Annotated in this window: 21 protein-coding genes and 1 tRNA gene; 9 read left to right on the top strand and 13 right to left on the bottom strand. The window is 71.3% G+C overall.

What is annotated here, in order from left to right:
* Positions 1-317: 317 nt before the first annotated feature.
* The 9 genes from AC3EUV_RS12180 to AC3EUV_RS12140 form a co-directional block, all read right to left on the bottom strand.
* Positions 318-1,181: an extensin gene (locus AC3EUV_RS12180; protein WP_414504770.1), complete on the bottom strand. Its 864-nt coding sequence runs from the start codon at positions 1,179-1,181 to the stop codon at positions 318-320.
* On the bottom strand, positions 1,178-2,116 hold the full coding sequence (locus AC3EUV_RS12175; protein ID WP_435602854.1) for a C40 family peptidase: 939 nt from the start codon (positions 2,114-2,116) through the stop codon (positions 1,178-1,180). The genes AC3EUV_RS12180 and AC3EUV_RS12175 overlap by 4 nt, the downstream gene beginning before the upstream one ends.
* Positions 2,113-3,102: a replication-relaxation family protein gene (locus AC3EUV_RS12170; RefSeq protein WP_435602853.1), complete on the bottom strand. Its 990-nt coding sequence runs from the start codon at positions 3,100-3,102 to the stop codon at positions 2,113-2,115. The genes AC3EUV_RS12175 and AC3EUV_RS12170 overlap by 4 nt, the downstream gene beginning before the upstream one ends.
* 39 nt (positions 3,103-3,141) lie before the next feature.
* Entirely contained in the window at positions 3,142-5,544 is a 2,403-nt protein-coding gene (locus AC3EUV_RS12165; protein ID WP_435602852.1) for a DUF8128 domain-containing protein, read from the bottom strand.
* Complete coding sequence (locus tag AC3EUV_RS12160) at positions 5,541-7,400, bottom strand: VirB4 family type IV secretion system protein (RefSeq protein WP_435602851.1); 1,860 nt, start codon at positions 7,398-7,400, stop codon at positions 5,541-5,543. The genes AC3EUV_RS12165 and AC3EUV_RS12160 overlap by 4 nt, the downstream gene beginning before the upstream one ends.
* On the bottom strand, positions 7,397-8,347 hold the full coding sequence (locus tag AC3EUV_RS12155) for a PrgI family protein (RefSeq protein WP_435602850.1): 951 nt from the start codon (positions 8,345-8,347) through the stop codon (positions 7,397-7,399). Before AC3EUV_RS12155 ends, AC3EUV_RS12160 begins: the two co-directional genes overlap by 4 nt.
* 6 nt (positions 8,348-8,353) lie before the next feature.
* Positions 8,354-9,985, bottom strand: coding sequence for a TrbL/VirB6 family protein (locus AC3EUV_RS12150; RefSeq protein ID WP_435602849.1), 1,632 nt, complete (start codon positions 9,983-9,985; stop codon positions 8,354-8,356).
* A 314-nt stretch (positions 9,986-10,299) separates the two neighbouring features.
* Positions 10,300-10,686 (bottom strand): pilin, encoded by a 387-nt coding sequence (locus tag AC3EUV_RS12145; RefSeq protein WP_414504776.1) that lies wholly within the window; start codon positions 10,684-10,686, stop codon positions 10,300-10,302.
* Between the two features lie 352 nt (positions 10,687-11,038).
* On the bottom strand, positions 11,039-11,869 hold the full coding sequence (locus AC3EUV_RS12140) for a hypothetical protein (protein ID WP_435602848.1): 831 nt from the start codon (positions 11,867-11,869) through the stop codon (positions 11,039-11,041).
* Positions 11,870-12,441: 572 nt separating this feature from the next.
* On the opposite strand from AC3EUV_RS12140, the gene AC3EUV_RS12135 reads away from it, so the two are divergent.
* From AC3EUV_RS12135 to AC3EUV_RS12125, 3 genes are all read left to right on the top strand, one after another.
* Positions 12,442-13,002 carry a hypothetical protein gene (locus AC3EUV_RS12135; protein WP_435602847.1) on the top strand — a complete coding sequence of 187 codons (561 nt, stop codon included), beginning with the start codon at positions 12,442-12,444 and terminating at the stop codon, positions 13,000-13,002.
* Positions 13,003-13,019: 17 nt separating this feature from the next.
* Complete coding sequence (locus AC3EUV_RS12130; protein ID WP_435602846.1) at positions 13,020-13,904, top strand: TRM11 family SAM-dependent methyltransferase; 885 nt, start codon at positions 13,020-13,022, stop codon at positions 13,902-13,904.
* A 396-nt stretch (positions 13,905-14,300) separates the two neighbouring features.
* Complete coding sequence (locus tag AC3EUV_RS12125; protein ID WP_435602845.1) at positions 14,301-15,980, top strand: recombinase family protein; 1,680 nt, start codon at positions 14,301-14,303, stop codon at positions 15,978-15,980.
* Here the strand turns inward: AC3EUV_RS12125 and AC3EUV_RS12120 are convergent.
* Positions 15,945-16,029 (bottom strand) — tRNA-Leu (locus AC3EUV_RS12120). The two genes, AC3EUV_RS12125 and AC3EUV_RS12120, sit on opposite strands and share 36 nt — an antisense overlap.
* 318 nt (positions 16,030-16,347) lie before the next feature.
* Here AC3EUV_RS12120 and AC3EUV_RS12115 point away from each other — a divergent pair.
* The 3 genes from AC3EUV_RS12115 to AC3EUV_RS12105 all read left to right on the top strand — a co-directional run bounded on the left by AC3EUV_RS12115 (position 16,348) and on the right by AC3EUV_RS12105 (position 19,017).
* Positions 16,348-17,673, top strand: coding sequence for a M20/M25/M40 family metallo-hydrolase (locus AC3EUV_RS12115; RefSeq protein WP_435602844.1), 1,326 nt, complete (start codon positions 16,348-16,350; stop codon positions 17,671-17,673).
* A 142-nt stretch (positions 17,674-17,815) separates the two neighbouring features.
* Positions 17,816-18,049 (top strand): chaplin, encoded by a 234-nt coding sequence (locus AC3EUV_RS12110; protein WP_432144844.1) that lies wholly within the window; start codon positions 17,816-17,818, stop codon positions 18,047-18,049.
* 170 nt (positions 18,050-18,219) lie between these two features.
* Positions 18,220-19,017, top strand: a complete 798-nt coding sequence (locus AC3EUV_RS12105) for a chaplin (RefSeq protein WP_432144843.1) — start codon at positions 18,220-18,222, stop codon at positions 19,015-19,017.
* Between the two features lie 86 nt (positions 19,018-19,103).
* Here the strand turns inward: AC3EUV_RS12105 and AC3EUV_RS12100 are convergent, their stop codons facing one another.
* Positions 19,104-19,292, bottom strand: coding sequence for a DUF5703 family protein (locus AC3EUV_RS12100; RefSeq protein WP_030416245.1), 189 nt, complete (start codon positions 19,290-19,292; stop codon positions 19,104-19,106).
* 47 nt (positions 19,293-19,339) lie between these two features.
* On the opposite strand from AC3EUV_RS12100, the gene AC3EUV_RS12095 reads away from it, so the two are divergent.
* Positions 19,340-20,014 (top strand): hypothetical protein, encoded by a 675-nt coding sequence (locus AC3EUV_RS12095; RefSeq protein ID WP_435602843.1) that lies wholly within the window; start codon positions 19,340-19,342, stop codon positions 20,012-20,014.
* 144 nt (positions 20,015-20,158) lie between these two features.
* Here AC3EUV_RS12095 and AC3EUV_RS12090 read toward each other — a convergent pair whose 3' ends face one another.
* Positions 20,159-22,972: a helix-hairpin-helix domain-containing protein gene (locus tag AC3EUV_RS12090; protein ID WP_435602842.1), complete on the bottom strand. Its 2,814-nt coding sequence runs from the start codon at positions 22,970-22,972 to the stop codon at positions 20,159-20,161.
* Positions 22,969-23,952, bottom strand: coding sequence for an aldo/keto reductase (locus tag AC3EUV_RS12085; RefSeq protein ID WP_432144841.1), 984 nt, complete (start codon positions 23,950-23,952; stop codon positions 22,969-22,971). The genes AC3EUV_RS12090 and AC3EUV_RS12085 overlap by 4 nt, the downstream gene beginning before the upstream one ends.
* A 127-nt stretch (positions 23,953-24,079) precedes the next feature.
* Between AC3EUV_RS12085 and AC3EUV_RS12080 the strand changes: the two genes are divergently transcribed.
* Together AC3EUV_RS12080 and AC3EUV_RS12075 are read left to right on the top strand one after the other, a co-directional pair.
* Positions 24,080-25,135: an LLM class F420-dependent oxidoreductase gene (locus tag AC3EUV_RS12080; RefSeq protein WP_432144840.1), complete on the top strand. Its 1,056-nt coding sequence runs from the start codon at positions 24,080-24,082 to the stop codon at positions 25,133-25,135.
* 268 nt (positions 25,136-25,403) lie between these two features.
* A complete protein-coding gene (locus AC3EUV_RS12075; protein WP_432144839.1) occupies positions 25,404-26,192 on the top strand; it encodes a ferritin-like domain-containing protein in 789 nt (262 codons plus the stop codon).
* Positions 26,193-26,203 lie beyond the last annotated feature (11 nt).

Raw genomic sequence — 26,203 nt, 5'->3', positions numbered from 1 at the left:
GCGGGCCCGCGTGGGCGGGCCGCGGGTGTTCGCCGGGCGCGTGCGCATCGCGTGTGTCCTGGCGAACGTGGCTGTGGTGAGCGCGGGTTCGCGTGATGCGGCCCGCGGCTCGTCGGCCACGACCATGGACGCTCGAACCGGGTGGGAAGTCAAGCGGCCCGATCGCATGGGATCGGTGCTGGTCAGAGTGGTGGCGCGAGGTTCGGGACGGATCGAGGGTAGAGCGGTTCGCCGATCTCGATCGGTCTACCGCGGGTGTCGTGGGTTTCTTCCGGGCCTCGGGTCAGTTCCGGGGCGTGAGCGGAGCGCGGGGTGGTTCATTCGATGGGGGGTGGTGGGTCGGGGTGGCGGTTTCGGAGATGGTGGTGGATCTGTCGGGCGCGTTTGGGGCCGATGTGCAGATCGGTGCGAAGGCGCCAGATGCTCGCTGGCTTGCCGGTGGCGGCGCGGGCGGCGTTGTCGACGACGATGGCGTGCGGCCATACGTCGGCGTCTGCCGCCCCGGTGTGGGGTGCTGGCGGGTAGGGAATGGACGATCGGCCGTGGGGTGCGCTGTCGGCCGCGTAGGGCCGGGTGCCGGGCCCGTCTGGGAGGTTGCGCCCGGACGGGATGTGATCTGAGGTGTTGGCCATCAGGGGGGTCGTGTCCGGCTGGGTGGCTGGCGGGGCCGATCGGGGTGCCAGAGCGGTGGACGGGGCGGTCGGATCCGTCGGATCGGTGGAGTCGGCGGGGCCGATCTGGTCCAGGAGGTCGGTGATGGTGCGGCGGTAGGCGGCGATGGTCTCGGTGAGCGCGATGAGGAGGAGCGCGGGGGTGAGGTGGAGCAGGACGGCTGCCGGATCTGCTTGGTTCGGCCAGCCGATCTGGCCGTCGGGCCACAGGCTCTCCCAGGTGTTCATCAGGGCGGCGGTGGAGCCGGCGCTCCAGCGGAGGGTGGTTGACCAGGCTGGTGGGCGGATGCCCCAGGCGGCCAGGCGTGCGTCGACGTAGAGGACGCCGGCGAGCGCGGTCCCGATCATGGGGTCGAGGAGGACGGCGATGGGGAGGGGGACGTGTCGGCTGGTGGCGAAGCGGGTGACGTTGACCGTGGTGAAGACGAGCGCCAGGATCCCGACGACGCACAGGACGCGGGTCATGTTGCGCAGGAGCTCGACGGCTTCGCGGGCCTCGATCTGCTTCACCGGGCACCGCCTGCTCGTGCCGCGGGTCGCGTAGCGCCCTGGAAGGCGGGAGCCGTAGTGCGTGCCGGGGCTTGGCGGACGACTGCTCCGGAGTGTGGGGCGTCGATGGCGTTGCCGCCGCCGGTGTAGAGGGTGACGTGGGTGATGTGCCGGGGGCTGGGGCCGAAGAACAGCAGGTCGCCTGGGGCGAAGGAGGCGCCTTTCGGGAGGCGGGGGCCGGCGCTGTACTGGGCCTGGGCGACGCGGGGGATGGTGATGCCTGCGGCGCGGTAGGCGGCCTTGGTGAGGCCGGAGCAGTCGAACCCGCCCTCGGAAGGTCCGTCGCCACCCCACACATACGGGGTGCCGAGCTGGGAGCGGGCGAAGGCGACTGCCTTGGCGGCAGCACCTGTTGGGGTGGGTACGGCGGCCGCGTACGAATTCGCGATCTTGAGGACCTGGTTCACGTAGGCATGGGAGTGGTTGTAGGCGAAGACCGTGGCATGGACGTTCTTGCCGTTCCTGGCACCGTTGGCGCAGAGCAGCCTCGTCGCGGCGTACACGGCGTCGACCGCGTCCCATGGGGTGGGCGGCCTCTTCCCTCCGGGCGGTACGGGGCGGGTGTAGGCGTTGAATGTAGAAGGCAAGAACTGCATTGGCCCTACGGCGCCTGCCGAGGACACCATGGTGGGGTGGCGGGCGTGGTTGGTCTCGACTTTGCCGATTGCGGCGAGGGTGGTCCAGGGCAGGCCGGGGCACTCCAGAGCGGCGCGCTGGTAGAGGGCGAGGAGGCGTGGCGGGATGTCGGTGCGGGCGTGTTTGCTTGGGGAGGCTGACGCGTTGCTGTCGGAGGACATGCCGCTGAGTGGCGCGGCGATGACGAGGGCGGCGAGGACTGGCAGGGCGATGACCGCGCACCCGATGCCGGTGGCCGCCTTCGTGATCAGGGAACTCATGGTGCGGTGTCCGGGGCGGGCGGCAGTGGAGGCACGGGGAGGGTGAGTGCGGTGTCGGCGTCGGTTGGCTCCAGCCCGGAGGCCGGGCTGAGGCTGGGCCATTGGGCGGCGAGGTGGGTGAGGGTGGTGCGGTGGGCTGCGGGCTGGAGCGGTGTCCACCAGGGGCCCCATGGGTTGGTGGTGGTGAAGTCCGCGGACGAGGTCGCCACGTTCAGGTCCAATTCCCTTGCGGCAGCGCTGAGACGGTGGCGCAGGGCCTGGTCGCGGGACTGGGTGCGGGTGTGGATGAGCAGGGCGGGGCGGGTGCTGGTGGCGGTGGTGAAGGCGGCGTAGCCGGCGAGTTTGGCCTCGACGTGGGGGAGGGGTTGGCTGCCGGTGTCGTATTCGAGGAAGAAGGGCAGCAGGCGGTCGCCGTCGCGCCAGTGGGCGTAGGCGTCGGGGCGGATGATGTCGCTCCAGCGGCGGGCTGCTGAGCGTTCGGAGAACCAGAGAGACAGGCCGGCGTAGGGGGTGGCGTGAGCGTGGGCGGCGAGATGGGTGAGGAGTTCGTTGACGCCCAGGTCGTGGCCGAGGGACGGGGAGTAGGCGATGCGGCCGTTGTGCGTGGGGCGCCAGCCGAGCACTGAGACGTCCAGGCCGGCGTGGGCGGCGAGGAGGGCGGCTCCGGCGGGGCCGAGGGTGTAGTGCTCGGGGGCCGAGCCGTTTTGGGTGAGAGGCCGGAACGAGTCGAGCACCGCGTGCTGGTGGAGGGTGCGTAGGCGGCGCTGGGCGGAGCGCAGGGAGGGGTAGGCGAGGCGGGCGACCTGGTGTGTGGTCAGCACGCGGTGTTCATGGAGCATGCGTGTCAGCCACAGGTCGCGGCTGGTGAGACTGCGGGTGAGGGTGGCTACGTCCGCGTGCCGCCGGATGGGGCGGCTGCGCGTGGTGGCGGCGCGGGCCGTGTAGCGAGAGCCGGGGCCGGAGGCTGGCCGTGGAAGTGAGGGCATGGCAGGTCACCACCGATGGAGTGGAGGTCTGTGCAGTGCTCAGGGGCGGGTGGCGGTGCGGGGACCGGTACGCCCGGCTGCAGCCGTCCGCAGATCCTTGGCACGGCCGGGGGCCGGCGATGGCAGGGGCCGGGTGGTGAGGGTGAAGGCGGCAGTTTCCGCGCCGCTGGTGAGGAGGTGGGCAGCCGCCTGGTAGGGCCCGAGGTGGGCGAGGTCGTGTGCGGCCAGTGCGGGAAGGGTGTGGCGCTCCAGGGCATTGGAGTCTTCCGGGGAGGCGTTGAAGAAGACCTTGTTGCGGGCGTTGGCGGAGATGCCTTCGCGCAGGTCTCGGGGGAGCTGGGCGAGGTGCTGATGAGCCAGGAGCATCGATAGGCGGTAGCCGCGCGCCTCGGCGAGCATGTCCTCCAGCGGGTACGGCAGGGTGAGGAAGTTGTGGGCCTCGTCGATGCTGAGGGTGGCGTCGATCCGCCGGCGTTCGGGGGTGCGGGCGCGGGCGGCTGCGGCCTGCCAGGTTCCGGCGACGATGAAGGAGCCGAGCAGGCGGGCGGTCTCTTCGCCGAGGGCACCTTTGGGCAGGCGGGCGAGCAGGATGCCGCCGTCGAGGACCTGGGTGAGGTCGAAGGTGGAGGGGCCGGCGGAGATCGCGCGGCGGGCGAAGTCGCGCAGCAGGAAAGCGCGGAGCTTGTTCATCACCGGCCCGACCACCGCTGCCCGCGACGGCTCGGACATCGACTCGTACCAGGCCCAGAAGCCCCGTAGGACGGGATCTTGGAGGGCGGGGATGATGCGCAGGCGGTAGGCGCTTTCGCCCAGCAGACGGGGGATGTCGGCGAGGGTGACCAGCTGGCCGGTGCGGTGACGGTGTTTGAGGAGAGTCAGGCAGGCGGCGCGCATCACATCGTCGGTGCGCGGTCCCCAGAAGGCGGTGAAGATCCGGCGGAAGATGCCGGTGATGTTGTCGACGACGACGTCGATGTCCGTGCCGTCGAGCACGTTCAGGCACGGGGGCGGGTGAGGGTCGTCGGGGTCGATGAGCACGAGCCGGTCGGCGCAGGTGTCGGGGAGGCGGTCCAGGAGGTCGGTGACCAGGTCGCCCTTGGGGTCGATGACGATGACGCCGCGGTGACTGCTTACGTCGTCGAGGGCGAGGTTGGCGATGAGGGTGGACTTGCCCGATCCTGTCGCGCCCATGACGTGGAGGTGATGGCGGGCATCGGCGACCGCGAGTCCCACGCCGCGGCGAGCCCCCATATCGGAGCGGCCCAGGGGTTTGACGCCGCCTCCAGGGGTGGGTTCGGGAATCTGCGGGGGTGGCAGGACGGAGCGGGCGCCGGCTCGTCGTACGCCCGGCGCGTCGGCGTCGAAGGGGAGGTGGGCGAGGGCGGCGAGTTCCGGTACGGAGAGCAGTGCGGTACGGGAGGGGAAGTGCCGTGTGCTCAGACGTGGTTCGGGGCGGGCGATGCGGGTGCGGGCGAGGTAGTTGCGCTCGGCGAACAGGCCGAAGGCGGACGCCAGGGCGTGCGCCCGGCCACGCACCACGTCATCGGCGCGTTCGTTTTCGGGGGCGCAAGTAGCGGCGTACGTGAGGGCGCACTGCCACAGCGGCCCGGAGAGCTTTTGCGCCGACTGTCTTACAGCGGTGCCGTGTTCGGGGTCCTGTTTGCTGGCGGTGGCGGGCTGGGGGCGGTGCAGGAGTAGCGCAGCCAGGGCGGGCATGCGGGCAGAGGTGCGCCCGGCCTTGAGACGGCGGGCCTGACGGTGGGCGCGGCGCAGGGACCGGCCGGTGGCGGGCCGGGCCACGATCTGGACGCAGGCGGCCTCGTGCTCGGCCATACCGGTGGCGGCCTGGAGCAGCGCGCGCAAGGGGTCGGTGGGGTGGTCGGTGCGCAGGGGAAGGATGCCGGGCCGAGCCGGTCGCAGGCGTCCGGCGGTGACGGCGTGCCCGCGCGGGAGGAGGGGGACAGGGTCGGTGACGCGGGTGTGGGCGCCGGGCCAGGCGGCTTCCACCGCGCAGCGCGCGAGCCCCAGGGGGACGGTGCCCGGGACCCATAGGCGGATACGCAGACCGGTGTGGGACCAGGTGTATTCGAAGGCGAGGTGAGGCTGGCCAGTGGTCATACGCCGCCACCACGGACGGAGAAGACCGGAGAGCTGGGCCCAGAGGACTCCGCCGCCTTTGGGTGCGACGAAGGGCGGGACGAGGATCTCGACGCAGCGCGCGCCGTCGGCGAGACGGCGCTGCCTCCACCGGCTTAGGTGGCGGCGCAGCAGGTAGCCGCCGGCTACGGTGATGGCGGCGCAGGGGGCGAGAAGAGGCGCACGGGTTCCGAGCCAGTCGACGGCACTGGTGCCGACGTCCGTCCAGAAGCCGTTGGGGTCGGTCAGGAAGTCGAGAGCGGGGCCGCCCGGCTGTGACGGGAAAGTGAGCGTGTGAGCCCTCATGAGGTCCAGTCCTCGTCGTCGAAGGACTCTTCGTTGTACGAGCCGTCGGGATCGAGGTCGCTGTCGAGGCGCTGGGCGGCGAGTTCGCCGGGGTCAGTGGTGATCACGTCGTGTTCGCCGGGGGCCGCGACGCTGATCAGGGCGACCTTGTGGCGGCGGTCGCCGGTCAGCAGCAGTGCCTCACCGCGGGAGGCGGAGAGCAGGTATTCCCGTTCGCCGTGGCAGAGGTGGAAGTTCTCGCTGATCGTCTCAATGGCCTGCGGTGCCTGGCGCAGCAGGATCTGGGTGGCGGCGTTGGAGACGATCGCCCGCCCTAGCGGGGAAGCGAGCACGTCATCGGCGTCCTGCGTGACCATGGCCAGGCCTGTCCAGTACCTGCGGGCGGCCTTGGCCATACGGAACAGGAAACGGGCCCCGGCGCCGTCGCGCATCAGCAGCCATGCCTCATCCACCACTACGAGGTGCCGACCCTGCTGGGCGCGATGGGCGACCTGCCGCCAGACCGCGTCAAGGGCGAGCAGCATCGCCGGCGCTTTGACCTCTTCCGGTAGCTGGCGGAGTGCGTAGATCACTAGGTGACCGGAAGTGGCGGCCGTGCTGGGGCCGTTGAACAGCCGGGCGTGCGAGCCGGTGGTGTAGGGGGCGAGCCGGTCGGCGAGGTCTGCCGCCGTCTGGCTGCCGTCGTCGGCCAGAACGGCGGCGAGGTCGGCAAGCGTGGGCGGGGTGCGGGTCCACGTACGGGCGTCGGCGGTGATCCCGGCACGCGCGTATGCGGCGAGGATCGCTCGGTCGAGCGCTGCCTTCTCGGTCGTGGCCAGGTCCGTGCCCAGCAGGACGGCGAGGAAGGTGTGCAGGAACAGCACACGGCGGGTCAGGAGATCCTCGTGTTCGCCGTCCTTTTGCCCTGTTGGGAGGTCAAAGGGGTTGAGGCGTACGCCGTCTGCGCCGAGCGCGATGACAGTGCCGCCGACGGTCTCGGCGACGCGCACGTACTCGTCTTCCGGGTCGATCACGGAGGCCGTGACGCCCGTGAACAGGAGCCTGAGGAGTTCGAGTTTGGCGTGGTAGGACTTGCCGGCGCCGGAGCGGGCCAGGGTGATGGAGTTGTAGTTGTCCTGGGCGAAGCGGTCCCACAGCACCGGTGCGCCGGATACGGCGTTGAGCCCGTACAAGACCCCTGCGGCCTCGCCGTCCGTGCCGGTGGCAGGAGGTAGGTCGGGGCTGATGAAGGGGAAGCACGCGGCGAGCGCGGCGGTGTCGAAGGTGCGGCGGATCTTGAGGGTGTCGATGCCGAGCGGGAGGGTCGCCAGCCAGCCGGGCAGGGCCCGGTAGGTGGTGGGCGCCACCGACATGAGCAGGGACTCGGCGATCGCGCGGACGGCGGCGGCCTGCTCGGCGAGCGAGTCCTCGTCCGCGGCGTGCACGGTCAGGTAGAGGGCGACGTGGAAGAGCTTTCCCTCGCCGCGGGCGATGCGGTAGGCGAGTTCGGCGGCGTCCGCGGCGGCGGCCTCCACGTCCGGATCATCCAGGTTGCCCTTGTCGTAGCGGGACCGACGGCCGGATTCGAGGCGGGCGCGCTGTTTCTTGAGCCCGTCGGCAGCCACCGGGTTGGGCACGGGCTCGATGTGCAGGGCGATGTCGAGGTGCCCGGGGAAGTTCAGCAGCGGGGCCAGCCAGCCGGGAGTGACTTCGGCCGGGTAGCCGGTGACGACCAGGGTGGTGGCCAGATGGGCGCCGATCGCCAGCGCGCGGGCGTGGACCTCGATCACTTCGGGCCCGGCCGCATCGAGCAGCGCCGCGCTGTCGATGGCCGTGCCTGGGGAGGGGCGACGGCGGCCAAAGAGCAGGCGGGTCATACGCGGTCACCTTCCGATCCGCTGGCAGGGAGGGCGGGGGTATCGGGGTTGCACGCCGCGGCGAGTAGGCGGGCGCTGCGGTCGGCTTCCAGGGGAGTAACGGTGATCTCGGCCGATGCCAGGGCGCGGGCGGCTTCGTCGAGGCGCTGCAACACCCGACCTTCGCCCGAACCGTGCCGCACGTCGCGGGGCGGGGGCTGCTCGCGGGCAACCAGGAGAATCTGCCGGCTCAGCAGGTTGTCGCCGGCGGCCAGGTCGGCGAGGAAGTCAGCGTGGGCGCGGGCGGCCTGCTCCAGCGCCGGGTGCGGCAGAGCAGCGGCGTTGCGCTGAAGCGCGCCGGCGAGGGAGGTGAGGTTGACACGGTGGCAGCGCACCAGCAGCTGGGTTGAGCCGGTCAGAGAGTTGAGCCAGCGGGCGAAGGCAGCGGTCAGCCCCTGCTGCTCGGCGCCCGAACGCAGCTCGAAGTTGACGGTGGAACACGTCGCCACGGCGGCACGGCCCTCGGCACCGAGGTCGAGCACTCCGTCCGCGGTCACGCCGTCGTACGGCATACGCATGGCGGCCGGAGGCGGTCCAGCGGCCTTCGCCCAACGGGAGGGGACGACGGCAGGCAGCGGTGGGACGCCTTCGGGAGCATCGACCCGGCGTTTGGGGGTGCGGGCATGGGCGAGGGCAGCTGCCAGGAAGCGGTCCAGGCCGATGCCCTCCCGCTGGCCGAGCGCCAGCGCGGCCACCGCCCCGGCGACGGGGATCACCAGCGCCGCGTAGGTGAGGGGTGTCATGAAGGCCCGGGTCACCCACCAGCCGCCGTAGAGGGCTCCGGCTGCGGTGGCGAGGATGGCGGTCTGCCGGGCGGTGAAGGGGCCCAGGAGCCGGTCGGGGCGGGAGATGTCCGCGGGAATGCGCGTGGAGTGCGGCGCGCCTGCCGGGGTGTCGGGGTCATTCATACGGGGTTACCTCCAGGGCATTTCGAAGGGGAGCCGTAGCTGGATGGGCTGGGGCGGGCGCACGCGTACATGCTCGGCGGGGGCGCGCAGCGGCATTTGGCGCGCACGCGGCGCCGGTGCTGGTGCAGGGCGCGAGGGTTGCGGTGGCGGCAAGCACCGGGAAGACGGCAGTGGCTGGACGGGGGCGGCTTCGGTGGGGATGGGCGGCGAGAGTGGCCGCATGCGACGGGGGGTGGCCTGGGCGGGATGGATCACACGGGGGCCCTTTGATGCAGGGGCGAGGAGGGCTCCCTTCGGTCCAGGGCTTCGAGGCGCCGGGCCTCCAGGCGCACGGGACGTGATGCCGCGACGCTTCGGCCCCCCGGGTGGTGGGGGCGTCACGCCGGCAGCCCCGGCTTGGTGCGTTGGACCAGCCTCCGGGGCTGTGAGCGCCAGCCGGTGCGCAGCAGTTCGCCCTTCGGCGCGATGCAAGCCAACCCGGCCACGGGCGACCGGCGCCCGGCCTCGCCCGTCCCCGCCACTCCCAGATCCGGGCGCACCAGACCGGCCACCACGCCTCCCGCCACGTCCCGGGCGGCCACCCCCACCCCCTGGTCCGCCATGTCGCGGACCGAGCCCCGACAGACCGCCACGGCCCCCGCCCCCGCCTCCGCCGCCATGTCCGCCACCGGGGCGGCGCCGCAGCAGCCCGATGCCGGGCAGGTAGTGGTCCATGAGCCGGTACAACGCCAGGTGACGCACCATCCGTACGGCAGCAGGCGCGTGCGGCTGGTGGATGGGGGCGCCACGCAGGACCACCTGCAATGCCCATCCGGGAATCTTGAACAGCACCCAGAACAGGCCGAGACCGGCGAGCATCGTGCCGAGCTGGTCGGACTTCGGGATACCCAGCGTCGTCGCCCCGGGAGCGAAGAAGAGCTTGACGGCGAGAATGAACGTGATCGACTGCGCGACCTGGATGACCAGGCAGCCGCCCAGAGCCCGCCACCACAGCCGGGCCACCGGATCACTCAGCGGATGGGCATGACACGCCAGGGCGAGGGGTGCGCACACGGCCAGCAGCGCCAATACCGCGACGCGCACCATGAAGCCGATCAGGACCGCGAGGACCAGCGCCACCATCAAGATCGCCAGCAGAAGCAGGTAGAGCTTCAGTCCCGCGACGCCGAACAGTGCGAACGGCAGGACGCGTTCGACCATGCCTTGCCCGGCATCCGCCATGTCCGTAGCCATGATCGCGTGGGCGAGGGCATTGGACAGGCCGATCGCCTTGCCCATCACGGTCAGCGAGGTGGTGGCCGCGACCATCCCCAACAGCAGCCGCGGCAGGATCTGCTTGAGCGCGTAGCGGGTCTGGACGGTCTCGTAGCCCATGACCGTGATGCCGCCGGCAGAGACGAACAGCACGTAGATGCCGAAGGTGATCTTCAGCATGGCGGCCCACAGCCGTTTGACGTCGGCGTGCTTGGTGACGTCCGGAGTTGCCAGAAGAGTGTCGGCGAGGAACTCGCGGACCGGCTTCATGACCTGCTCGATCAGCATGCCCAGGAACGAGGTGATCGCGTCCACGATCATGTCGGGGAAGTCGGTGAGTACGTCCCAGCCCGAGGAGGTGTCCTTGACGCACTCCTTCCCCATCACCTCGCACGCCGGCGGCGTCGGCCCTGGCGCCGGCTCCGGGGACGCCGGGCGAGAAGGCTTCGACGAAGGCTTCGGGGACGGGGGCCCCGGTGCGGGAGTCGGGCCAGGGGCGGGATCCGGCTTCGGCGCCCCCGTGCGCGGCTGCGTGGCGGAGGGGCCGGGCCCAGGGCGTGGCTCGGGCCGTGGCGGTTCCGGGACAGCGGGCGCATGGGGTGCCGCGTACGCGTAGGCCGGTGAGGCCGACGGTGCGAACGGAACGAGGGCGGCGACGATGAGAAGTAGGGCGGCCCGTACGAGGCGTTTGCCGGGGTTCACTTCCCGCCACCGCCATCGGTGCCCGCACCGACGATGCTCTGCAACACGGTGACCAGGACCGGGGCCAGGATCGCCAGGCCGTAGCCGATGGCCGCGGCTTTCAGAGCCCGCTTGGCGGACTCGACTTCCCCCGGGTCACCCCCGGCCATCAGATAGCGCAGCCCGCCGAAAGTGAGAAACAGCGTGGCGAGCCCGGAGAGCATGCCGACGACCCAGTTCCGCAGGTTCTTGATCACGGTCGGGATGTCCGCGACCGCCCACACCTGCGGCGGGCTCACCAGCAGTACACAGCAGATGAACGCGGTGACGATGGTGAGCCGGACCGTCCAGCGGCCCAACAGCCGGATCAGCCGTCGGCGCGGCCGACGAAGCCTTGCGAGCATGACGGACGCACCTCCAGCAGGCCCAGCACTCGTGGGCAGAGACGAACGCAACGGGAAGAGGGGGCGCGGCGACCTCATCGACAAGGCGCCGCGCGGTGTGGGGTGAACACGGATCCCGGCCCGGGGCCGACCTCCTTCAGGAGCGGCAGCGGGAACACGGTGCTCGGGTGTCAGCACGAGACGGTGCATCCACCCCACACGTCTGCGGCCTGGCAGCAGACCACGAGCGGCCTGCGCCGGGGCCACGGCCCCGGGTGCGTGGCGCGCACCCGGGGAGCCGTACCCCTAATAGAGACTCACAGCTCGGAAATTGACGTCCGCCACTGAATGCCTCTGACCTTCGACGCCGGCTCTACTGCTCGCGCAGCTGGTGACGCAGATGGACGGCCAACTGCTGCTCGGCGGCAGCACGGCGGCGGTAGAGCTGACGCACACTCACCCCGCGCTCGGAAGCCAGATGCTGCATCGACTCGCCTCCCAGCCGCGTCCGGGCGATCAACTGCGCCTCGGCGATGCCTACGACCCGGGCCCGCACGGCGTGGACCAGTACCGCGTACTCGTCTCCCTCCTCACCAACCTCGTCCCCGGGAACGTCGACGTGGCAGCCAGCGTGATCCGTGCGATGGGCAGTGCCGGCGAGGCGGCCCAGGTGAGCAGCATTCTGGCCGGTCTCGCGTTCGGCTCGGCGGCGCGCAGCGTAGGCCAGCCGGTGCACGGCCCGGTCGGCCGCCGCGAACAACTCCCTGGCGACGTCTGCGGCGTCCGCGTTCACGGAAGGCAGGGCGACGGCGACAGCGGCGAGAGCCTCCTGCTCGACTTCGGCGCGCTCCAGGTGGGCCGGGTAGGCCAGGCGCGCCAGCATCCGGCGCAGAACCGGCACCGTCATCGCGACGGCCACCGTGTCCCACGGCTCGCCCAGGCGCTGGGCGCGGCGGATCACCTCACACCAGGTCTGCTCGCGCAGCGCCGGGGAGGTCGCGGCGTGAGCGAGCCGGGTACGGACCTGGTCCACCGGCAGCACGTCCTGCTCAGGCTCCTCACAAACCAGGCGCGCGGGCAGCGTGAGCGGCTGCGGCGCAGTGGCGAGCGCGAGGAAGGACTCCTCCAACATCTGCAGCGGTGAGTGGTCGAGCGGACGCGTACAAGCGACGCGGTGGCTGGCGGAGCAGGGGGTGTGGCGCATGTGCATCTCCTCGCGGGAGTGGCGGACAACGTTCGCCGCAAGCCCTTTCACCGCCGCGTGCCACCCGCGGACCGGCCGCGAGCCCGCTCCGCGCGCCGGCCGGACCACTGGCCCGGTCTGTACGAGGGCCAGCCACCGGCCCGTCTCCGGTGACCAGCACTGCTCCTCTAGGCGTACCTCCAGAATCGAACACAAAGAATTTTCGACCCGTCTTCGCTGAACGCACCGCGCCATTCGGAGGGCGGCTCGGCAGTGGCTCGCAGGTGGCTCGCCACTGGACCGCCAATCGTCCAACCTGGGGCAAAGCCGGAAGCCGCCCGAGCGCCGACTCCTACCGTGCGCGAGAGGCCTGCTGTTGGCTTCTCGATTCGAACGCCCCTCGCGGCCACGACGAGATCGCCCGCGCCTTTCCCTATTACTTCACGTCAGCACCAGACGGCTTGGACCCCGTTCTCGGGCGCCGCTTGCCTATGTCCTCCACCCGCCGCCGCGCTCCAGGAACGGCTCGTCGCCACACCGCTCGTCCCCTGCCGACCACGATCTGGCTCCCTGCCCCCGATCAGCCGAACGCCGTGCCCGCACCGGGCGCTGTGCTGCCCGCCTGGGCGATCGAGCAGATCCGCACCGAGTTCACTCACCGCCCGGACCAGCCTCCGGCGTCCCTGCTCAAGATCTCCATCCGGGACACCGGGCCGGGCATGGATGCCCGGGCCCACATGGTCGCCTATGGCGACGGCACGCCGAGCAGGATGTCGATGCTGCTCGCCGAGCTCCACCCCGACGTCCTCCCGGCACCCACAGACGCCCTCACAGGCGGGGCCGTCAGAGAGATGCCCGGAGCCATGGAAGAGGGCTGGTCCGGCTTTTTCCACCGTGTGCACCGCATCGTGCCCGCGGACGGACTCCTGCTTCTGGCCACCCGCCAGCGCCGGGACGACGACGCGGGTCTCACCGACCCGCTCGGCTCGCTCATCGCCTGCGCACGCACCGCTGGCTTCCGCTACCTGCAGCACATCATCGTCGCCCACGCGCACCCCAGCGCCGACCAGCTCATCCCCACGCCGCCCGCCGACGCCGACCCCGGTGTCATCCACAGCGACCTGATCGTCCTCACGCCGATCCACCACCCCTGAACCCCCGAGGAGTTCCCGTGCCCTGCTACGACTCGGTGTGGAACACCGCGCCCACCTCCGCCCCCGCTCAACGAAAAGGCCGCTATACCCCTGGGTCGGCGGCCCACCCCGCCAAGATGCACCCAGGCATCGCCGCCCACGCCGTCGCCACGTACACGAAGCCCGGCGACCTGGTCCTCGACCCGATGTGCGGCATCGGCACCACCCTCGTTGAAGCCCTCCACCTCGGCCGCAACGCCCTCGGCATCGAATACGAACCGAAGTGGTCCAGCCTCGCCTCCCGCAACGCCAGCCTCGCCGAGGAAGCAGAAGGAAAAGCCACCGGCGCCGTCCACCGCGGCGACGCCCGCCGGCTCACCGAGTTCATCCCCGCCACGCTCCACGGCGAGGCAAATCTCGTGCTCACCTCACCCCCCTACGGTCCAAGCGTCCACGGCCAGGTCCGCTCCACCCGGGACACCGGCGAACGCGGCGTCGTCAAGAAGAACTTCCGCTACGGCCACGATCAGGACAATCTCGCCCACGTCTCCACCACCCACCTCCTTGAGGCCTTCACCGAGATCCTCGCCCAGTGCCGCACCATGCTGCGCCCCGGCGGCACCGTCGTCGTCACCACCCGCCCCTGGCGAGAACGCGGCGAACTCATCGACCTGCCCTCAGCCGTCCTCGCCGCAGGCAAAGCCGCTGGCCTCACGCCTTCCGAACGGTGCGTCGCCCTCCTCGCAGGCGTCCGCGACGGCCGACTCATTTCCCGCCCGTCGTTCTTCCAGATGAAGAACGTTCGTGACGCCCGCCGACAAGGCATCCCCCTCTCAGTGATCCAGCACGAGGACGTCCTGGTCTTCACTCGGCTGCCAAGCGACATCAACGCGCGAGCATCCGTAGCTCGTTTCCGCTCTTGAACCTGCCTCCCCAGAGCCCCGCGTGGCGGCCATGGAGGGTGTTGACGGCCCACCTGGCTCTTGGCCGACCCCACGGACAGGAGGTACCGATGCCGCTGAACAGGGCGAACAACCTCATGGCCTCCGAGGCCGAGCGACTGGAGCCTTCGCCCGCTCCGTCTCCTGAGCTGACGGTGAGCCTCCCGGATTCACCTCCGCAGCTCACTGACAACACGTCAGCAGCACTACTGCGCTTCATCCAGAAGGAGTGGCAGCGCCGCAGGGACGCGACATCGGATCAGTCGACCCCTTAGACAACCGGGCACGGCGGACGGCTGGCCCTCTGGCCAGAGCAGGAGGTACCACGGACCACCGTCATCCGCCGTGCCCCGACGCACAGAGCCCAGAGAGCCGCCCATGCTCCACTTCGCCTTCGCGGGACGTTGCTCCACCGAGGACCTCCAGGACCCCGAGACCTCCCGAAATTGGCAGCTCACCCGTGCCCGCGCGCTCATCGAACCAGCCGGGGGCAAGATCGTCGCCGAGTACTTCGACGCCGGCCACTCCCGCGCCTTGCCCTGGAAACGCCGCCCACGAGCCGCCGCCCTCCTCAACGCGCTCCGCACCCCGGACAGGGGCTTCGATGCCGTCGTCATCGGCGAACCCCAGCGCACCTTCTACGGCAACCAGTTCGGCAACACCTTCCCCCTCTTCGTTCACTTCGGCGTTTCGCTGTGGGTTCCCGAGGTCGGCGGGGCCATCGACCCGGAAAACGAGGCCCACGACCTGGTCATGTCCGTCTTCGGCGGCATGAGCAAGGGCGAACGCAACCGCATCAAGATCCGTGTTCGTACTGCCATGTCCTCCCAGGTAAAGATCGAAGGCCGCTACCTCGGCGGCAGACCCCCCTACGGCTACCAGCTCGTCGATGCGGGCCCGCACCCCAATCCAGCCAAAGCCGCCGACGGCAAACACCTCCGCCGCCTTGAACCTGACCCCGAGACCGCCCCGGTCGTCGTCCGCATCTTCACCGAGTACCTCCGCGGCAAGGGCTATTACGCCATTGCCGAAGGACTGACCCGCGACGGCATCCCGTGCCCCTCCGCCCATGACCGCGCCCGCAACCGGCACCGTGACGGCCACGCCTGGTCCAAGGGCGCGGTGCGCGCCATCCTCGCCAACCCCCGCTACACCGGCCACGAAGTCTGGAACAAACAGCACAAGGAAGAAATCCTCCTCGATATCGACGACGTCACCCTCGGACACCGCACCAAACTCAGCTGGAACACACCAGACCAGTGGATCTGGTCGGCGCAGCCGGTCCATGAGCCGCTGATCAGCATGGAGACCTTCACCCGCGCCCGGGCAAAGACGTTCACCCGCCGATCGGGGGTGGCCGAGCGCAGCCCCCGCACCACCAACCGCGCCTACCCACTTCGTGGCCGACTGCGCTGCGGCATCTGCCGCCGCAAGATGCAGGGCAACTACAACAACGGTCAGCCCTACTACCGCTGCCGCTACACCGCCGAGTACGCCAAGAGCGCCGCCCTGGAACATCCGCTGACTGTCTACGTGCGCCAGAATGCGATCCTTCCAGCGCTCGACACATGGCTCGCCCGCGTCTTCGCGCCCGGACATCTTGGCCGCACCATCCGGGCCATGTGTGAGAGCCAGCAGCGGCAACCGGCTGCCGCCCCCGCCTTGGAAGCCGCACGGCGGACCATCACCGAGACGAATCGACGCATCGACCGATACCGCGCCGCACTGGATGCCGGAGCCGACCCCGCGGTCGTAGCCGGCTGGATCACCGCCGCCCAGAACGAGCAGACAGCCGCCCGCCAACAGCTCGCCGGCGCGTCCGACGCTCAGCGGGAGATCCTCACCGAGGAACAGATCCACCACATGATCAAGACCCTCGGCAACATGACTGACCGGCTCCAGGCCGCCGACCCCGAGGACAAAGCCCCGCTCTACGCCGACTTCGGCCTTGAGCTGGAATACCACGCAAATCAGCGGGTTGTGACCGTACGGTCACAACCCGCTGACATGTGCGTATCTACGTGTCCGAGGGGGGACTTGAACCCCCACGCCCGATAAAGGGCACTAGCACCTCAAGCTAGCGCGTCTGCCATTCCGCCACCCGGACAAGGTGTCTGTCGTTGTGGCCCTGGGCCGTTCCGACGTGGAAAACAATAGCAAACATTCGAGGGTGGTCGATCACCCGCACATGTGGCCGGATGCGGGCCTGTGACCAGGGCATGTCGGGAGTATTGCGGCCTTGGGCCCAGCGGGCGACGGGTGGAGGATGGCAGTGGACCCCCGCCGCGGGTCGCGCTCCTCAGGGCGTGCCATGCGGCCGTGAACCCAGAGGAGGCACTGTGAGGGAGCTCAGCGAGCTGGCCGAGCGCACCGTGGAGAGGTGCGCGCCGCGCGAGTGCGGAGCCGGGCGGAACGAGGTTTCGGCATGAGTGAGTCGCAGCCGCCGCGCACGGTCACCGGTGAGGACGAGGTGGTCGACCTGTGTCGGGACCTGATCAGGATGGACACCAGCAACTACGGCGACCACTCGGGCCCGGGTGAGCGGGTCGCCGCCGAGTACGTCGCGGAGAAGCTCGCCGAGGTCGGCCTGGAGCCGCAGATCGTCGAGTCCCACAAGGGCCGTGCCTCGACCGTCGCCCGCATCGAGGGCGAGGACCGCTCGCGGCCAGGACTGCTGATCCACGGCCACACCGACGTCGTCCCGGCCAACGCCGACGACTGGACCCACCACCCCTTCTCCGGTGAGATCGCCGACGGCTGTGTCTGGGGCCGTGGCGCGGTCGACATGAAGGACATGGACGCGATGACGCTGGCGGTCGTCCGCGACCGGCTGCGCACCGGCCGCAAGCCCCCGCGCGACATCGTGCTGGCGTTCCTCGCGGACGAGGAGGCGGGTGGCACCTACGGCGCGCGCTACCTCGTCGACCACCACCCGCACCTCTTCGAGGGCGTCACGGAGGCGATCAGCGAGGTCGGCGGCTTCTCCTTCACCGTCAACGAGCAGGTGCGGCTGTACCTCATCGAGACGGCCCAGAAGGGCATGCACTGGATGAAGCTGACCGTGGACGGCAGCGCCGGACACGGTTCGATGATCCACAAGGACAATGCCATCACCGAACTGTCCGAGGCCGTGGGACGGTTGGGCCGGCACGAGTTCCCGGTGCGGGTGACGAAGACCCTGCGGTCCTTCCTCGACCAGCTCGGCGACGCGCTGGGCACCGAGCTCGACCCGGAGGACATGGACGCCACGCTGGCGAAGCTCGGCGGCATCGCCAAGCTGATCGGCGCCTCGCTCAAGAACACCGCCAACCCCACGCAGCTGGGCGCCGGTTACAAGGTCAATGTCATCCCGGGGCAGGCCACCGCGCATGTCGACGGCCGCTTCCTGCCGGGCTACGAGGAGGAGTTCCTGGCCGACGTGGACCGGCTCCTGGGCCCGCGCGTCAGGCGCGAGGACGTGCACGCGGACAAGGCGCTGGAGACCACCTTCGACGGTGCGCTGGTGCAGGCGATGCAGTCGGCGCTCCAGGCCGAGGACCCGATCGCGCGGGCGGTGCCGTACATGCTCTCCGCCGGTACGGATGCCAAGTCCTTCGACGATCTCGGGATCCGCGGATTCGGCTTCGCTCCGCTGAAGCTGCCGCCGGAGCTGGACTTCGCAGGGATGTTCCACGGCGTGGACGAGCGAGTGCCGGTGGACGGACTGAAGTTCGGGGTGCGGGTGCTCGACCGGTTCATCGACCAGAGCTGAATTCGGCGCGATTTTCCTGCCTTTCGCGCCGGCTTCGCTGAAAAGAGTGAACGCACCGATGTGTTCGTAGCTTGAACGGCATTTTCCTCGTTGCAGTCAGTGCGGTCCGCGGCTGGGATCGTATTGCCTACAAGGAGGACTAATGATCAAGAAGGTCGTCGCAGCTGCGGCAGTCGCTGGTGGCGTCGTACTCGCCGGTGCCGGCCTGGCCGTTGCCGACTCGGGTGCCCAGGGTGCGGCCCTGAACTCTCCGGGTGTGGTGTCCGGCAACACCATTCAGGTGCCGGTCCAGGTCCCGGTGAACGTCTGCGACAACACGGTCTCCGTGGTGGGTCTGCTGAACTCCGACTTCGGTGGCGGCTGCGTCAACAAGTGACCTTCTGACGTCCTTTGGCGTTGTATTTACACCCGTAAGGGGCTGACTCGGCTCTCCGGAGGCGTGCCACGCATTCCGGAGGCGCTGAGTATTTCGGCGGGCGGGGCGGTCTTTTTCGAGGACCGCCACTCGTCCCTATTCCTGTAAGGCACTAGGCAGGGGAACAACCTATGAGACAGGTCGCACGAAAGGGCCTGATCACCGCGGCCGCCGCCAGTGGCGTACTCGCCATGGCCGCCGGCTACGCACAGGCCGACGCGGGAGCCGCCGGAGGGGCGGCGAATTCGCCGGGCGTGGGATCCGGCAACAACGTTCAGGTACCGGTCCATGTGCCGGTGAACGCCTGCGGGAACACCGTCAATGTGGTCGCGCTGCTGAACCCCGCGTTCGGCAACCGCTGCGCCAACGACGGCGGTGGCAGGCACCAGGGTGGGCACCAGGGTGGGAACCACCACCAGGGCGGGCACACGGGGGCCGGCGCCGCCGGCACCACCGCGAACTCGCCGGGTGTCGTGTCGGGCAACAATGTCCAGGCTCCGGTCGACGTACCGGTCAACGCCTGCGGCAACAATGTCTCGGCAGGCGGGCTGCTGAACCCCGCCTTCGGCAACCACTGCGCCAACGGGTCCTCGGCGACCCCGGGCAGGCCGCACCACCCGAGCACGCCGCACCACCCCGGCAAGCCGCACCAGCCGGGTAAGCCGCACGAGCCGGGTAAGCCGCACCACCCGAGCACGCCGCACCACCCCGGCAAGCCGCACCAGCCGGGTAACCCGAGCCAGCAGACCCCGCACAAGCCGGGCAAGCCGCAGACCGGGGGGCACAGCCAGCAGGCGGCGCCCGCCAAGCCCGTCGGGCACCTCGCGCAGACCGGTGCGGGCTCGATCGGCTACGCGGTTCCGGCCAGCGCCGGAATGCTGCTCGGTGGCGTCCTGCTCTACCGCAAGACGCGCGCCGCCCGCCGGTGATCATCAGCAGCTAGCCCACCGGCAGCTCATGGAGCGGGCCCCGTCTCGACGGGACCCGCTCTGCTGTTCTCAGCCCCCGGCGACGCTCACCACGTCGCGCGAAGCTGGCGGATGATCCGGCGGCGCAGCCGTACCTTACGGCTCCCGTCGGGGTTCAGACGCAGTCGGTCCAACTCCCAGTGTCCGTACTCGGCATGGTCCGTCAGCAGGCGTGTGGTGGCCTTCCGGGAGACTCCCCGGGGCACATACACATCGCAGAATTCGTATTCCGGCATCGCATCTATTGTGCGGGACCGGCCCCGGTACGGATAGCGTCTGCACTATGTCTGATGCTGCGCAGCCTTCCGCTGCCGAGGTACGTGCCGCCGCCGAGGCGGTCAAAGCCGCACTGGACCGTCACCTCGACGCGGTCGAACGCCGCTCGGGGCAGGACGATCCGGCCGTGTACGCCGCGTTCGACGAGCTCGCCGCGGCGGCTGAGGTCTATGACGAGCTGCTCTACGACACCTACGACGAGGTCACCCCCTTCGAGATCCCCGGAAACGAGGCGCTGCCCGCATACGCGGGCCCGGAAGAGCCGAGCGCGCTGAGCGTGCTGATCCGCCGGGACTACACCGTCGCCGCACCGCAGCGACTGCTGCATCAGGCACAGCGCATCGCCGATCTTGATCCGGACGCCGCCGACGAGGCGGCCGGCAGCGCCGCCGATGCCGCCGCGGTCGTCGGCACCAGCGTGCATGCGGCGCTCGGCGTCCTCTTCGGAGAGTTCGAACCGGACGAGATCGCCACCCGGCACAAGGAGTTCGGCCTGGAGGAGGGCGACTCCACCCTGTGGGTGGCGGCCGCCGACGACCCGGCCGAGCCGGGGGAGTGGCTGTCCGCCCCGTTCGACCAGGCGGATCCCCAGCGGGTGGTGTGCCGCTTCGACGTCAGCGCCGTCTTCGACGAGGGACTGGGCGAGGACGACCTGATGGAGCCGCTCGACAACGAACGGTGAGGGAGGCGCCGGGCTGCCCTGTGCCGCCCCGGCGCCGCCCGCTGATCCGCATACGCCGCTGCCCCGGCCCGTCCGCTTGTTCTGCGGACGGGCCGGGGCAGCGGCATACAGGGGCCGAGCGGAGGGCGCCGAAGCCCCCAGGGCTCAGTCGGCCGCCGGCTCCTCGCCGGTCTGCACGCTCTGCTGGAGCAGGCTGCGCAGCCGGGTCGTGCGCTCCTTCACGGGCACCTCGGCGACCGCGCGGGCCAGCGCCTGGTCGGCGCCCTGGACGACCGACAGATGCCGCTCACCGCGGCTGAAGGCGGTGTAGACCCAGGCGCGAGTCAACCCGCCGGTGGCGTCGCCGGGCAGGACGACCACCGCGGCCGGCCAGCGCGTGCCGGCCGCCTGGTGGGCGGTGAGCGCCCAGCCGTGCCGTACCGCTCCCGTGCCGACCTGCTCGCGCGGCACCACGACCGCGGAGCCGTCGCAGTCGAGATGCAGCCCGGCCGCGTCCGCGCCGGTGACCGTGCCGGGCACCGTGCGGCCGGGGGCCGGGGTGTAGGCCACGCGGTCGCCGGGGTCGAAGCCGCCGAACCGGCCGGGGCCGGGGTTGAGCCGCTCCTTGAGGGCGGCGTTGAGCGCGCGGGTGCCGGCCGCGCCGCCGTGGCCGACCGTGATGACCTGGGTGTGATCCGCGGGGACACCGAAGGCCCGGGGCACGGAATCGGCGACCAGCTGGACGCTACGGTGCACCGCCTCACCGGCATCCCGCACCGGGACGATCACCACCTCCTTGCCGGGCGCCTCGACCTGGCTCAGCTCCCCGATGCCGATCCCCGACACCAGCTCGCCGATGGGACCGAAGTCCGGGGTACGGGAGGCGACCTGCGGACAGAAACGGGCCGCGAGCAGATCGGCGAACAGCCGGCCGGGCCCGGCGGACCACAGCACGCCCGGGTCCCCGCTGAGCACCAGCCGGGTCCCGTCGGTCAGCGACTCGACGAGCAGGGCGGCGGTCTCCAGATCCAGCTGCGGGGCGTCCAGCACGACCAGCAGATCGAGCGCGAGGGCGCCGTCCGCGTCCCGTCCCGGCCCCTCCCGTCCGGACAGCAGGCCGGAGACGGTCACCGCTGCGGTGGCGGGGTCCGGGGAGCCGGCGGCCGGGGCGTCGGGAGCGCTCCCGGTGAGGTGCGCGGCGAGGCGGCGGCGGCCGTTCTCGGTGTGGGTGGCGCCGAAGGCCCGCAGCCCCAGCGAGCGGGCCGCGGCGATCAGCGCGGCCGGCTCGGTGCGGGCCGCCTCCGCACCGGTGTGGGCCACCAGGCCGCTGTGCGCGGCGGCACGGATGAGCTCGGCGGCCGACGGCGAGGGCGCGGCGGCCGCCACGGCCTCCCAGCGGGCGGCGGAGGGCCGGGCGGGCCGGGGGGACGGGTCGTCGTCGGTGGGCGTACCGGTGGGGGCGTCGGTGGCGGGGGCCGTGGTGGCGGGGCTCTCCCCGGCCGTTGCCCCGTCGGCGACCTGCGCCTCTCCGCCGGCCGTGGCCCCGTCGGCGTCGGCCTCGCCGGCCTCGGCCTCGGCCGGATCCGGGTCCTGGGTGGGCTCGGCCACCGCTGCGAAGGTGTTGAGCAGCCGTGCCAGACCGTCGGCGACGCTTTCCTCGGCCATCGCGAACCGGTCCAGGCCGAGCAGGATCCGGACCGGCTGCTCCTCCTCCTCGTCGTCGTCACCCGTGGCCGGACGTGGTCGGCCGCCCGGCTCGTCGATCGCGTCCTGGAAGACCAGCACGGCACCGTCCGCGATGGCCGCCTGAAGGGCGTCATCCGGCTCGGGCACCGCGCGCTGGGCGAGGGCCGCCCGCAGCGCGGTGGCCTCCAGGGCGGAGTGGCCCGCGAGCGCGGCCTGTTCCAGCAGCCAGCCGACCAGCGCCTGTGCGCGCCGTTCGTCGCCCGGCCCACAGGCGGGGCCGAGCAGCGCCCGCGCGAAACCGTCGGCCTGCTCGGGGCGGACCCCGGGCACCCCGAGCAGCAGCCAGGGGTCCTCGCCCAGCGCTTCGGCGGCCCGCTCACCCAGGACCTCCGCGATCTGCTCGGCCAGCGTCTCGGGGGCACCGCCCGCCGCGAGCACCTGCCGTACGCCCTCGACCCCGGGGAGGGCCCGAACGGCGGGCCGGGGAGCGGGGGCGGGGCCGGTGGCTGCCGGAGCGGCGGCGGCCGGGCCGGTGGCACTGCCCTGCGGCCCGCCCGGACGGGCCGGTCCGCCGTTCTCCTGCTCCTGCGTGGTGCGCTGCCGGGCCACCTCCGGGCCCGGGCCCGTGGACCCGCCCTGCGCTGCGCCCTGCGGCGCGGCCTTGGCCGGCTGGGCGGCGGATGCGGCCGGCCGGGCCGGGCGGGGTGCCGCATTGAAGAACGAAGCGGCCGACCGCTCGCCGCTCTCCACGGCCCGCACGGCCGCCGCCAGCGCGTCGGCGGTTGCTTTGGCCGAGCCGGATGCCGGGGTTCCCTTCGCCGCACCGGGTGCTGACGCCTCGGCTCCGGACGCCGGGCCGGAAGTCTCCGCGCCAGTAGACGGCGGACCGGATTCCGAGCCAGAAGACGGCGTACCGGTTTCCGGGCTTCCGCTTGCCGCACCGGGGTCCGCGGTCTCGCCCCCGGCTGCGGGCGTGCCGCTCTCCGCCCCGGATGCCGGAGCGGCGGACTCCGCCTCAGGAGCCGTCGTGCCGCGCTCCTCCCCGGCCGCCGCAGCGCCGGCCTCCGCCCCGGAAGCCGCAGCCACGGTCTCCGGTCCGGCCGCCTCAGCCTCCGCTCCGGCCACGTCGGCGCCCTCCTCGCGCCCCGTCGCCTCCTCGCCCGGCGCCGCCGCGCTCTCCGGCGCTTCCGCGTCTCCCGGCCCCGCCGCGGCATCGGGTGTCCGAGCCTCCGCGGTGCCGGGTGCGGCCTCCTGCCCGGGCGGGGTTTCGCCGGCGAGGCGGTCGGTGCTCACAGCGTGCTCCAGTCGTGATCGGGGTAGTGGTGCACCGGCGCCGAAACATCGTCCAGCGCCTGGCGGATCTCGTCAGGAAGACTAAGGGTCTCCACTGACAATGCGGCTCTGAGCTGCTGCGCTGTGCGGGCGCCCAGGATCGGCGCGGTCACGCCGGGGCGGTCGCGGACCCAGGAGAGCGCGACCTGGAGCGGGGTGACGGCCAGTCCGTCGGCGGCGGTGGTGACCGCTTCGACGACCCGGCTCGCGGTCTCGTCGAGATAGGGCGCGACGAACGCCGCCAGATGCTCCGAGGCACCACGGGAGTCGGTCGGCGTCCCATGGCGGTACTTGCCCGTCAGCACCCCACGGCCGAGCGGCGACGACGGCAGCAGGCCGATGCCGAGGTCGAGTGCCGCGGGCAGCACCTCCCGTTCGATGCCGCGCTGAAGGAGGGAGTACTCCATCTGCGCGCTCGCGAGACGGTGGCGTACACCGGGCGCCGCGAGCTGCCAGGTGCCGGCCCGGGCGAGCTGCCAGCCGGAGAAGTTCGCCAGCCCCACATAGCGCGCCCGGCCGCTGGTGACGGCGAGGTCGAGGGCCTGGAGCGTCTCCTCCAGCGGGGTGTGCGGATCGAAGGCGTGCAGCTGCCACAGGTCGACGTAGTCGGTGCCCAGCCGCTCCAGGGAGGCGTCCAGGGCGGCGAGGAGATGGCGCCGGGAGCCGTCGACCCGGCGGTCCGTCTCCAGGACGCTGCCCGCCTTGGTGGCGATCACCAGATCCTCGCGCGGAATCAGCTCTTCCGTCAGCCGGCCGAGGAGGTATTCGGCGCCGCCGTCGGCGTAGATGTCGGCGGTGTCCACGAGGCTGCCGCCGGCCTCCCAGAACGCCTTGAGCTGCTCGGCGGCTTCCTGCTCGTCCGTGTCGCGCGCCCAGTTCAGGGTGCCGAGCCCGAGGCGGGTCACGCGCAGGCCCGTACGGCCGAGGTGCCTTTGCTCCATGGGCCTTGAGATTACTGGGCCGAAGCCGGCATCAGGGGACCTGTGGACAACCCGCCGATGACAGCCGGCGCGGCCGGCGGCTACAGTCCCCGGAACAGCGACGTTACTGATGGGTAAGGGGAGCGGCATGAGGCTTGGCATCAACCTCGGCTACTGGGGCGCCGGGATGGACTCCGACAATCTCGCGGTGGCACAGGAGGCCGATCGCCTCGGCTACTCCGTCTGCTGGGCGGCGGAGGCGTATGGCTCCGACGCCGCCACCGTGCTCTCCTGGGTCGCGGCGCAGACCGAGCGGATCGACATCGGTTCGGCGATCTTCCAGATCCCGGCGCGTACGCCCGCGATGACCGCGATGACGGCCGCGACCCTGGACTCGCTCTCCGGGGGCCGGTTCCGCCTGGGCCTCGGCGTCTCGGGGCCGCAGGTCTCCGAGGGCTGGTACGGCGTCAAGTTCGACAAGCCGCTGGCCCGCACCCGCGAGTACGTGGACATCGTCCGTAAGGCGATGTCGCGCGAGCGGCTGTCCTACGAGGGCGAGCACTGGACGCTGCCGCTGCCGGGCGGTCCGGGCAAGCCGCTGAAGCTCACCGTGCACCCGCAGCGCGAGTACATCCCGCTCTACATCGCCGCGATCGGCCCCAAGAACCTCCAGCAGACCGGTGAGATCGCCGACGGCGCGCTGCTGATCTTCCCCTCGGCCGACCACCTGGAGGAGACTGCGATCGCGCACCTCCGGGCCGGCCGCGAGAAGGCGGGCAAGACGCTGGACGGCTTCGACGTCTGTCCGACGCTGCCGCTGGCCGTCGGCGCGGACAAGGACGTCAGCGCGCTGGCCGACATGTTCCGCCCCTACACCGCGCTCTACGTCGGCGGTATGGGCAGCCCCAAGCAGAACTTCTACAACCAGCTCGCGCAGCGCATGGGTTACGGGAAGGAAGCTGCCGAGATCCAGGAGAAGTACCTGTCCGGCGACAAGGAAGGCGCCGCCGCGGCGATCCCGGAGCGGCTGATCGACCAGACCACGCTGCTCGGCTCCGTCGACCGGATCGCCGACCGGATGCAGGCATACGCGGCGGCCGGCGTGACCACTCTGACGCTCGCCCCGGCGGGCTTCTCCCTGGAGGACCGGCTGGCGTCCCTGCGGGCCGGTACCGAGGCCCTGGAGCGCGCCGGTCTGGCGTAACGCCCACCGGGGGGCCGGGCCCCTCGGCCTCCCACCCGGCCCGGCGCCGGAGCGCCGGGCCGGCGAGGCCCCGCGGCCGTGGTGGGGGCTCGGGGGTCTTCCCCACCACGGCCGTCAGCATCACAACGCGGCCACGGGCACGCTGGTTACGCCCGCGACGGGGACACCGCTCGCCCGAACGGCCGAACGGGCCGCCGCTCCGGTTGCCGCCCATGGAGCACCCCCATTGACTCGTCCATTACGGGTGTGTCGTTCGGAGGTGGCAAAGATGCTCTCGGCCCGAAGCCTGTTCCAGGAGATCGTCGACAACGACGACTCCTTCCGTTTGTTCTGCTCCATCGCGGCCAGCGGCGAGGCGCAGGGCGGTTGGGAGAACGGCCGGATCGCCGCGCTGCTTCCGGCGTCCATGCGGGAGCTGGCACCCAAGGTCACCCGGCACGGCGCCGACGAGGACAAGCACGGCAGGATCTTCCAGGCCCTGATGCGCAAGCGCGGACTGACGCCGACCGGCGTCCCGGTGGAGACCGACTACACCGCGCTGCTGGAGCGGCGGGGCATCGGCCTGACGCACGACAAGCTGCGCCGCGAGCAGCCGCTCAGCGAGCGCGACATCGTCATCTACCTCTCCCACAGCCGGGTCACCGAACAGCGCGCCGCCGACCAGATGGTGATGCTCACCAAGCACTTCGGCGACCACCCCGAGCTGGGCAAAGCGGTCCGGATGATCTCCCACGACGAGGACAACCATCTCGCGTACTGCCATGAGGAGCTGCTGCGGCTGGCCCGCGCCGGGCACGGCCGCGCCATCCAGCGGACCCTGCGGGAGTGCGCCCATGCCGAGATCGTCGTCTACCGGGAGGTCAGCCTGGCGGTGATGGCCCACATGGGCCGCATCCTGGAGTGGCCCGCGGCGAAGTCCGCCGCGCTCGCCGCCGGGATCTGGGCGGTGTACGGCTATGAGCGGCTGGCCGGCTGGCGTCGGATGGTCAGCCTCCGGATGCCCGAGCGGCGGAACGCGCTGGGCGGACCGGCCACCTCCGCACCGGAATTCGCCTGAGCGGACCGGCC

The organism is Streptomyces sp. bgisy130 (genome assembly GCF_057708345.1).
The sequence above is the reverse complement of the archived record's forward strand: the minus strand, read 5'-3'. Positions and strand labels throughout refer to the sequence as shown.

Coding starts and splice junctions, on each gene's coding strand:
- AC3EUV_RS12075 (WP_432144839.1), top strand. CDS start 25,404: ATGCTCTCGGCCCGAAGCCTGTTCCAGGAGATCGTCGACAACGACGAC.
- AC3EUV_RS12150 (WP_435602849.1), bottom strand. CDS start 9,985: ATGGGGAAGGAGTGCGTCAAGGACACCTCCTCGGGCTGGGACGTACTC.
- AC3EUV_RS12085 (WP_432144841.1), bottom strand. CDS start 23,952: ATGGAGCAAAGGCACCTCGGCCGTACGGGCCTGCGCGTGACCCGCCTC.
- AC3EUV_RS12165 (WP_435602852.1), bottom strand. CDS start 5,544: ATGAGGGCTCACACGCTCACTTTCCCGTCACAGCCGGGCGGCCCCGCT.
- AC3EUV_RS12155 (WP_435602850.1), bottom strand. CDS start 8,347: ATGAATGACCCCGACACCCCGGCAGGCGCGCCGCACTCCACGCGCATT.
- AC3EUV_RS12170 (WP_435602853.1), bottom strand. CDS start 3,102: ATGCCCTCACTTCCACGGCCAGCCTCCGGCCCCGGCTCTCGCTACACG.
- AC3EUV_RS12110 (WP_432144844.1), top strand. CDS start 17,816: ATGATCAAGAAGGTCGTCGCAGCTGCGGCAGTCGCTGGTGGCGTCGTA.
- AC3EUV_RS12145 (WP_414504776.1), bottom strand. CDS start 10,686: ATGCTCGCAAGGCTTCGTCGGCCGCGCCGACGGCTGATCCGGCTGTTG.
- AC3EUV_RS12140 (WP_435602848.1), bottom strand. CDS start 11,869: ATGCGCCACACCCCCTGCTCCGCCAGCCACCGCGTCGCTTGTACGCGT.
- AC3EUV_RS12080 (WP_432144840.1), top strand. CDS start 24,080: ATGAGGCTTGGCATCAACCTCGGCTACTGGGGCGCCGGGATGGACTCC.
- AC3EUV_RS12115 (WP_435602844.1), top strand. CDS start 16,348: ATGAGTGAGTCGCAGCCGCCGCGCACGGTCACCGGTGAGGACGAGGTG.
- AC3EUV_RS12095 (WP_435602843.1), top strand. CDS start 19,340: ATGTCTGATGCTGCGCAGCCTTCCGCTGCCGAGGTACGTGCCGCCGCC.
- AC3EUV_RS12160 (WP_435602851.1), bottom strand. CDS start 7,400: ATGACCCGCCTGCTCTTTGGCCGCCGTCGCCCCTCCCCAGGCACGGCC.
- AC3EUV_RS12175 (WP_435602854.1), bottom strand. CDS start 2,116: ATGAGTTCCCTGATCACGAAGGCGGCCACCGGCATCGGGTGCGCGGTC.
- AC3EUV_RS12125 (WP_435602845.1), top strand. CDS start 14,301: ATGCTCCACTTCGCCTTCGCGGGACGTTGCTCCACCGAGGACCTCCAG.
- AC3EUV_RS12100 (WP_030416245.1), bottom strand. CDS start 19,292: ATGCCGGAATACGAATTCTGCGATGTGTATGTGCCCCGGGGAGTCTCC.
- AC3EUV_RS12105 (WP_432144843.1), top strand. CDS start 18,220: ATGAGACAGGTCGCACGAAAGGGCCTGATCACCGCGGCCGCCGCCAGT.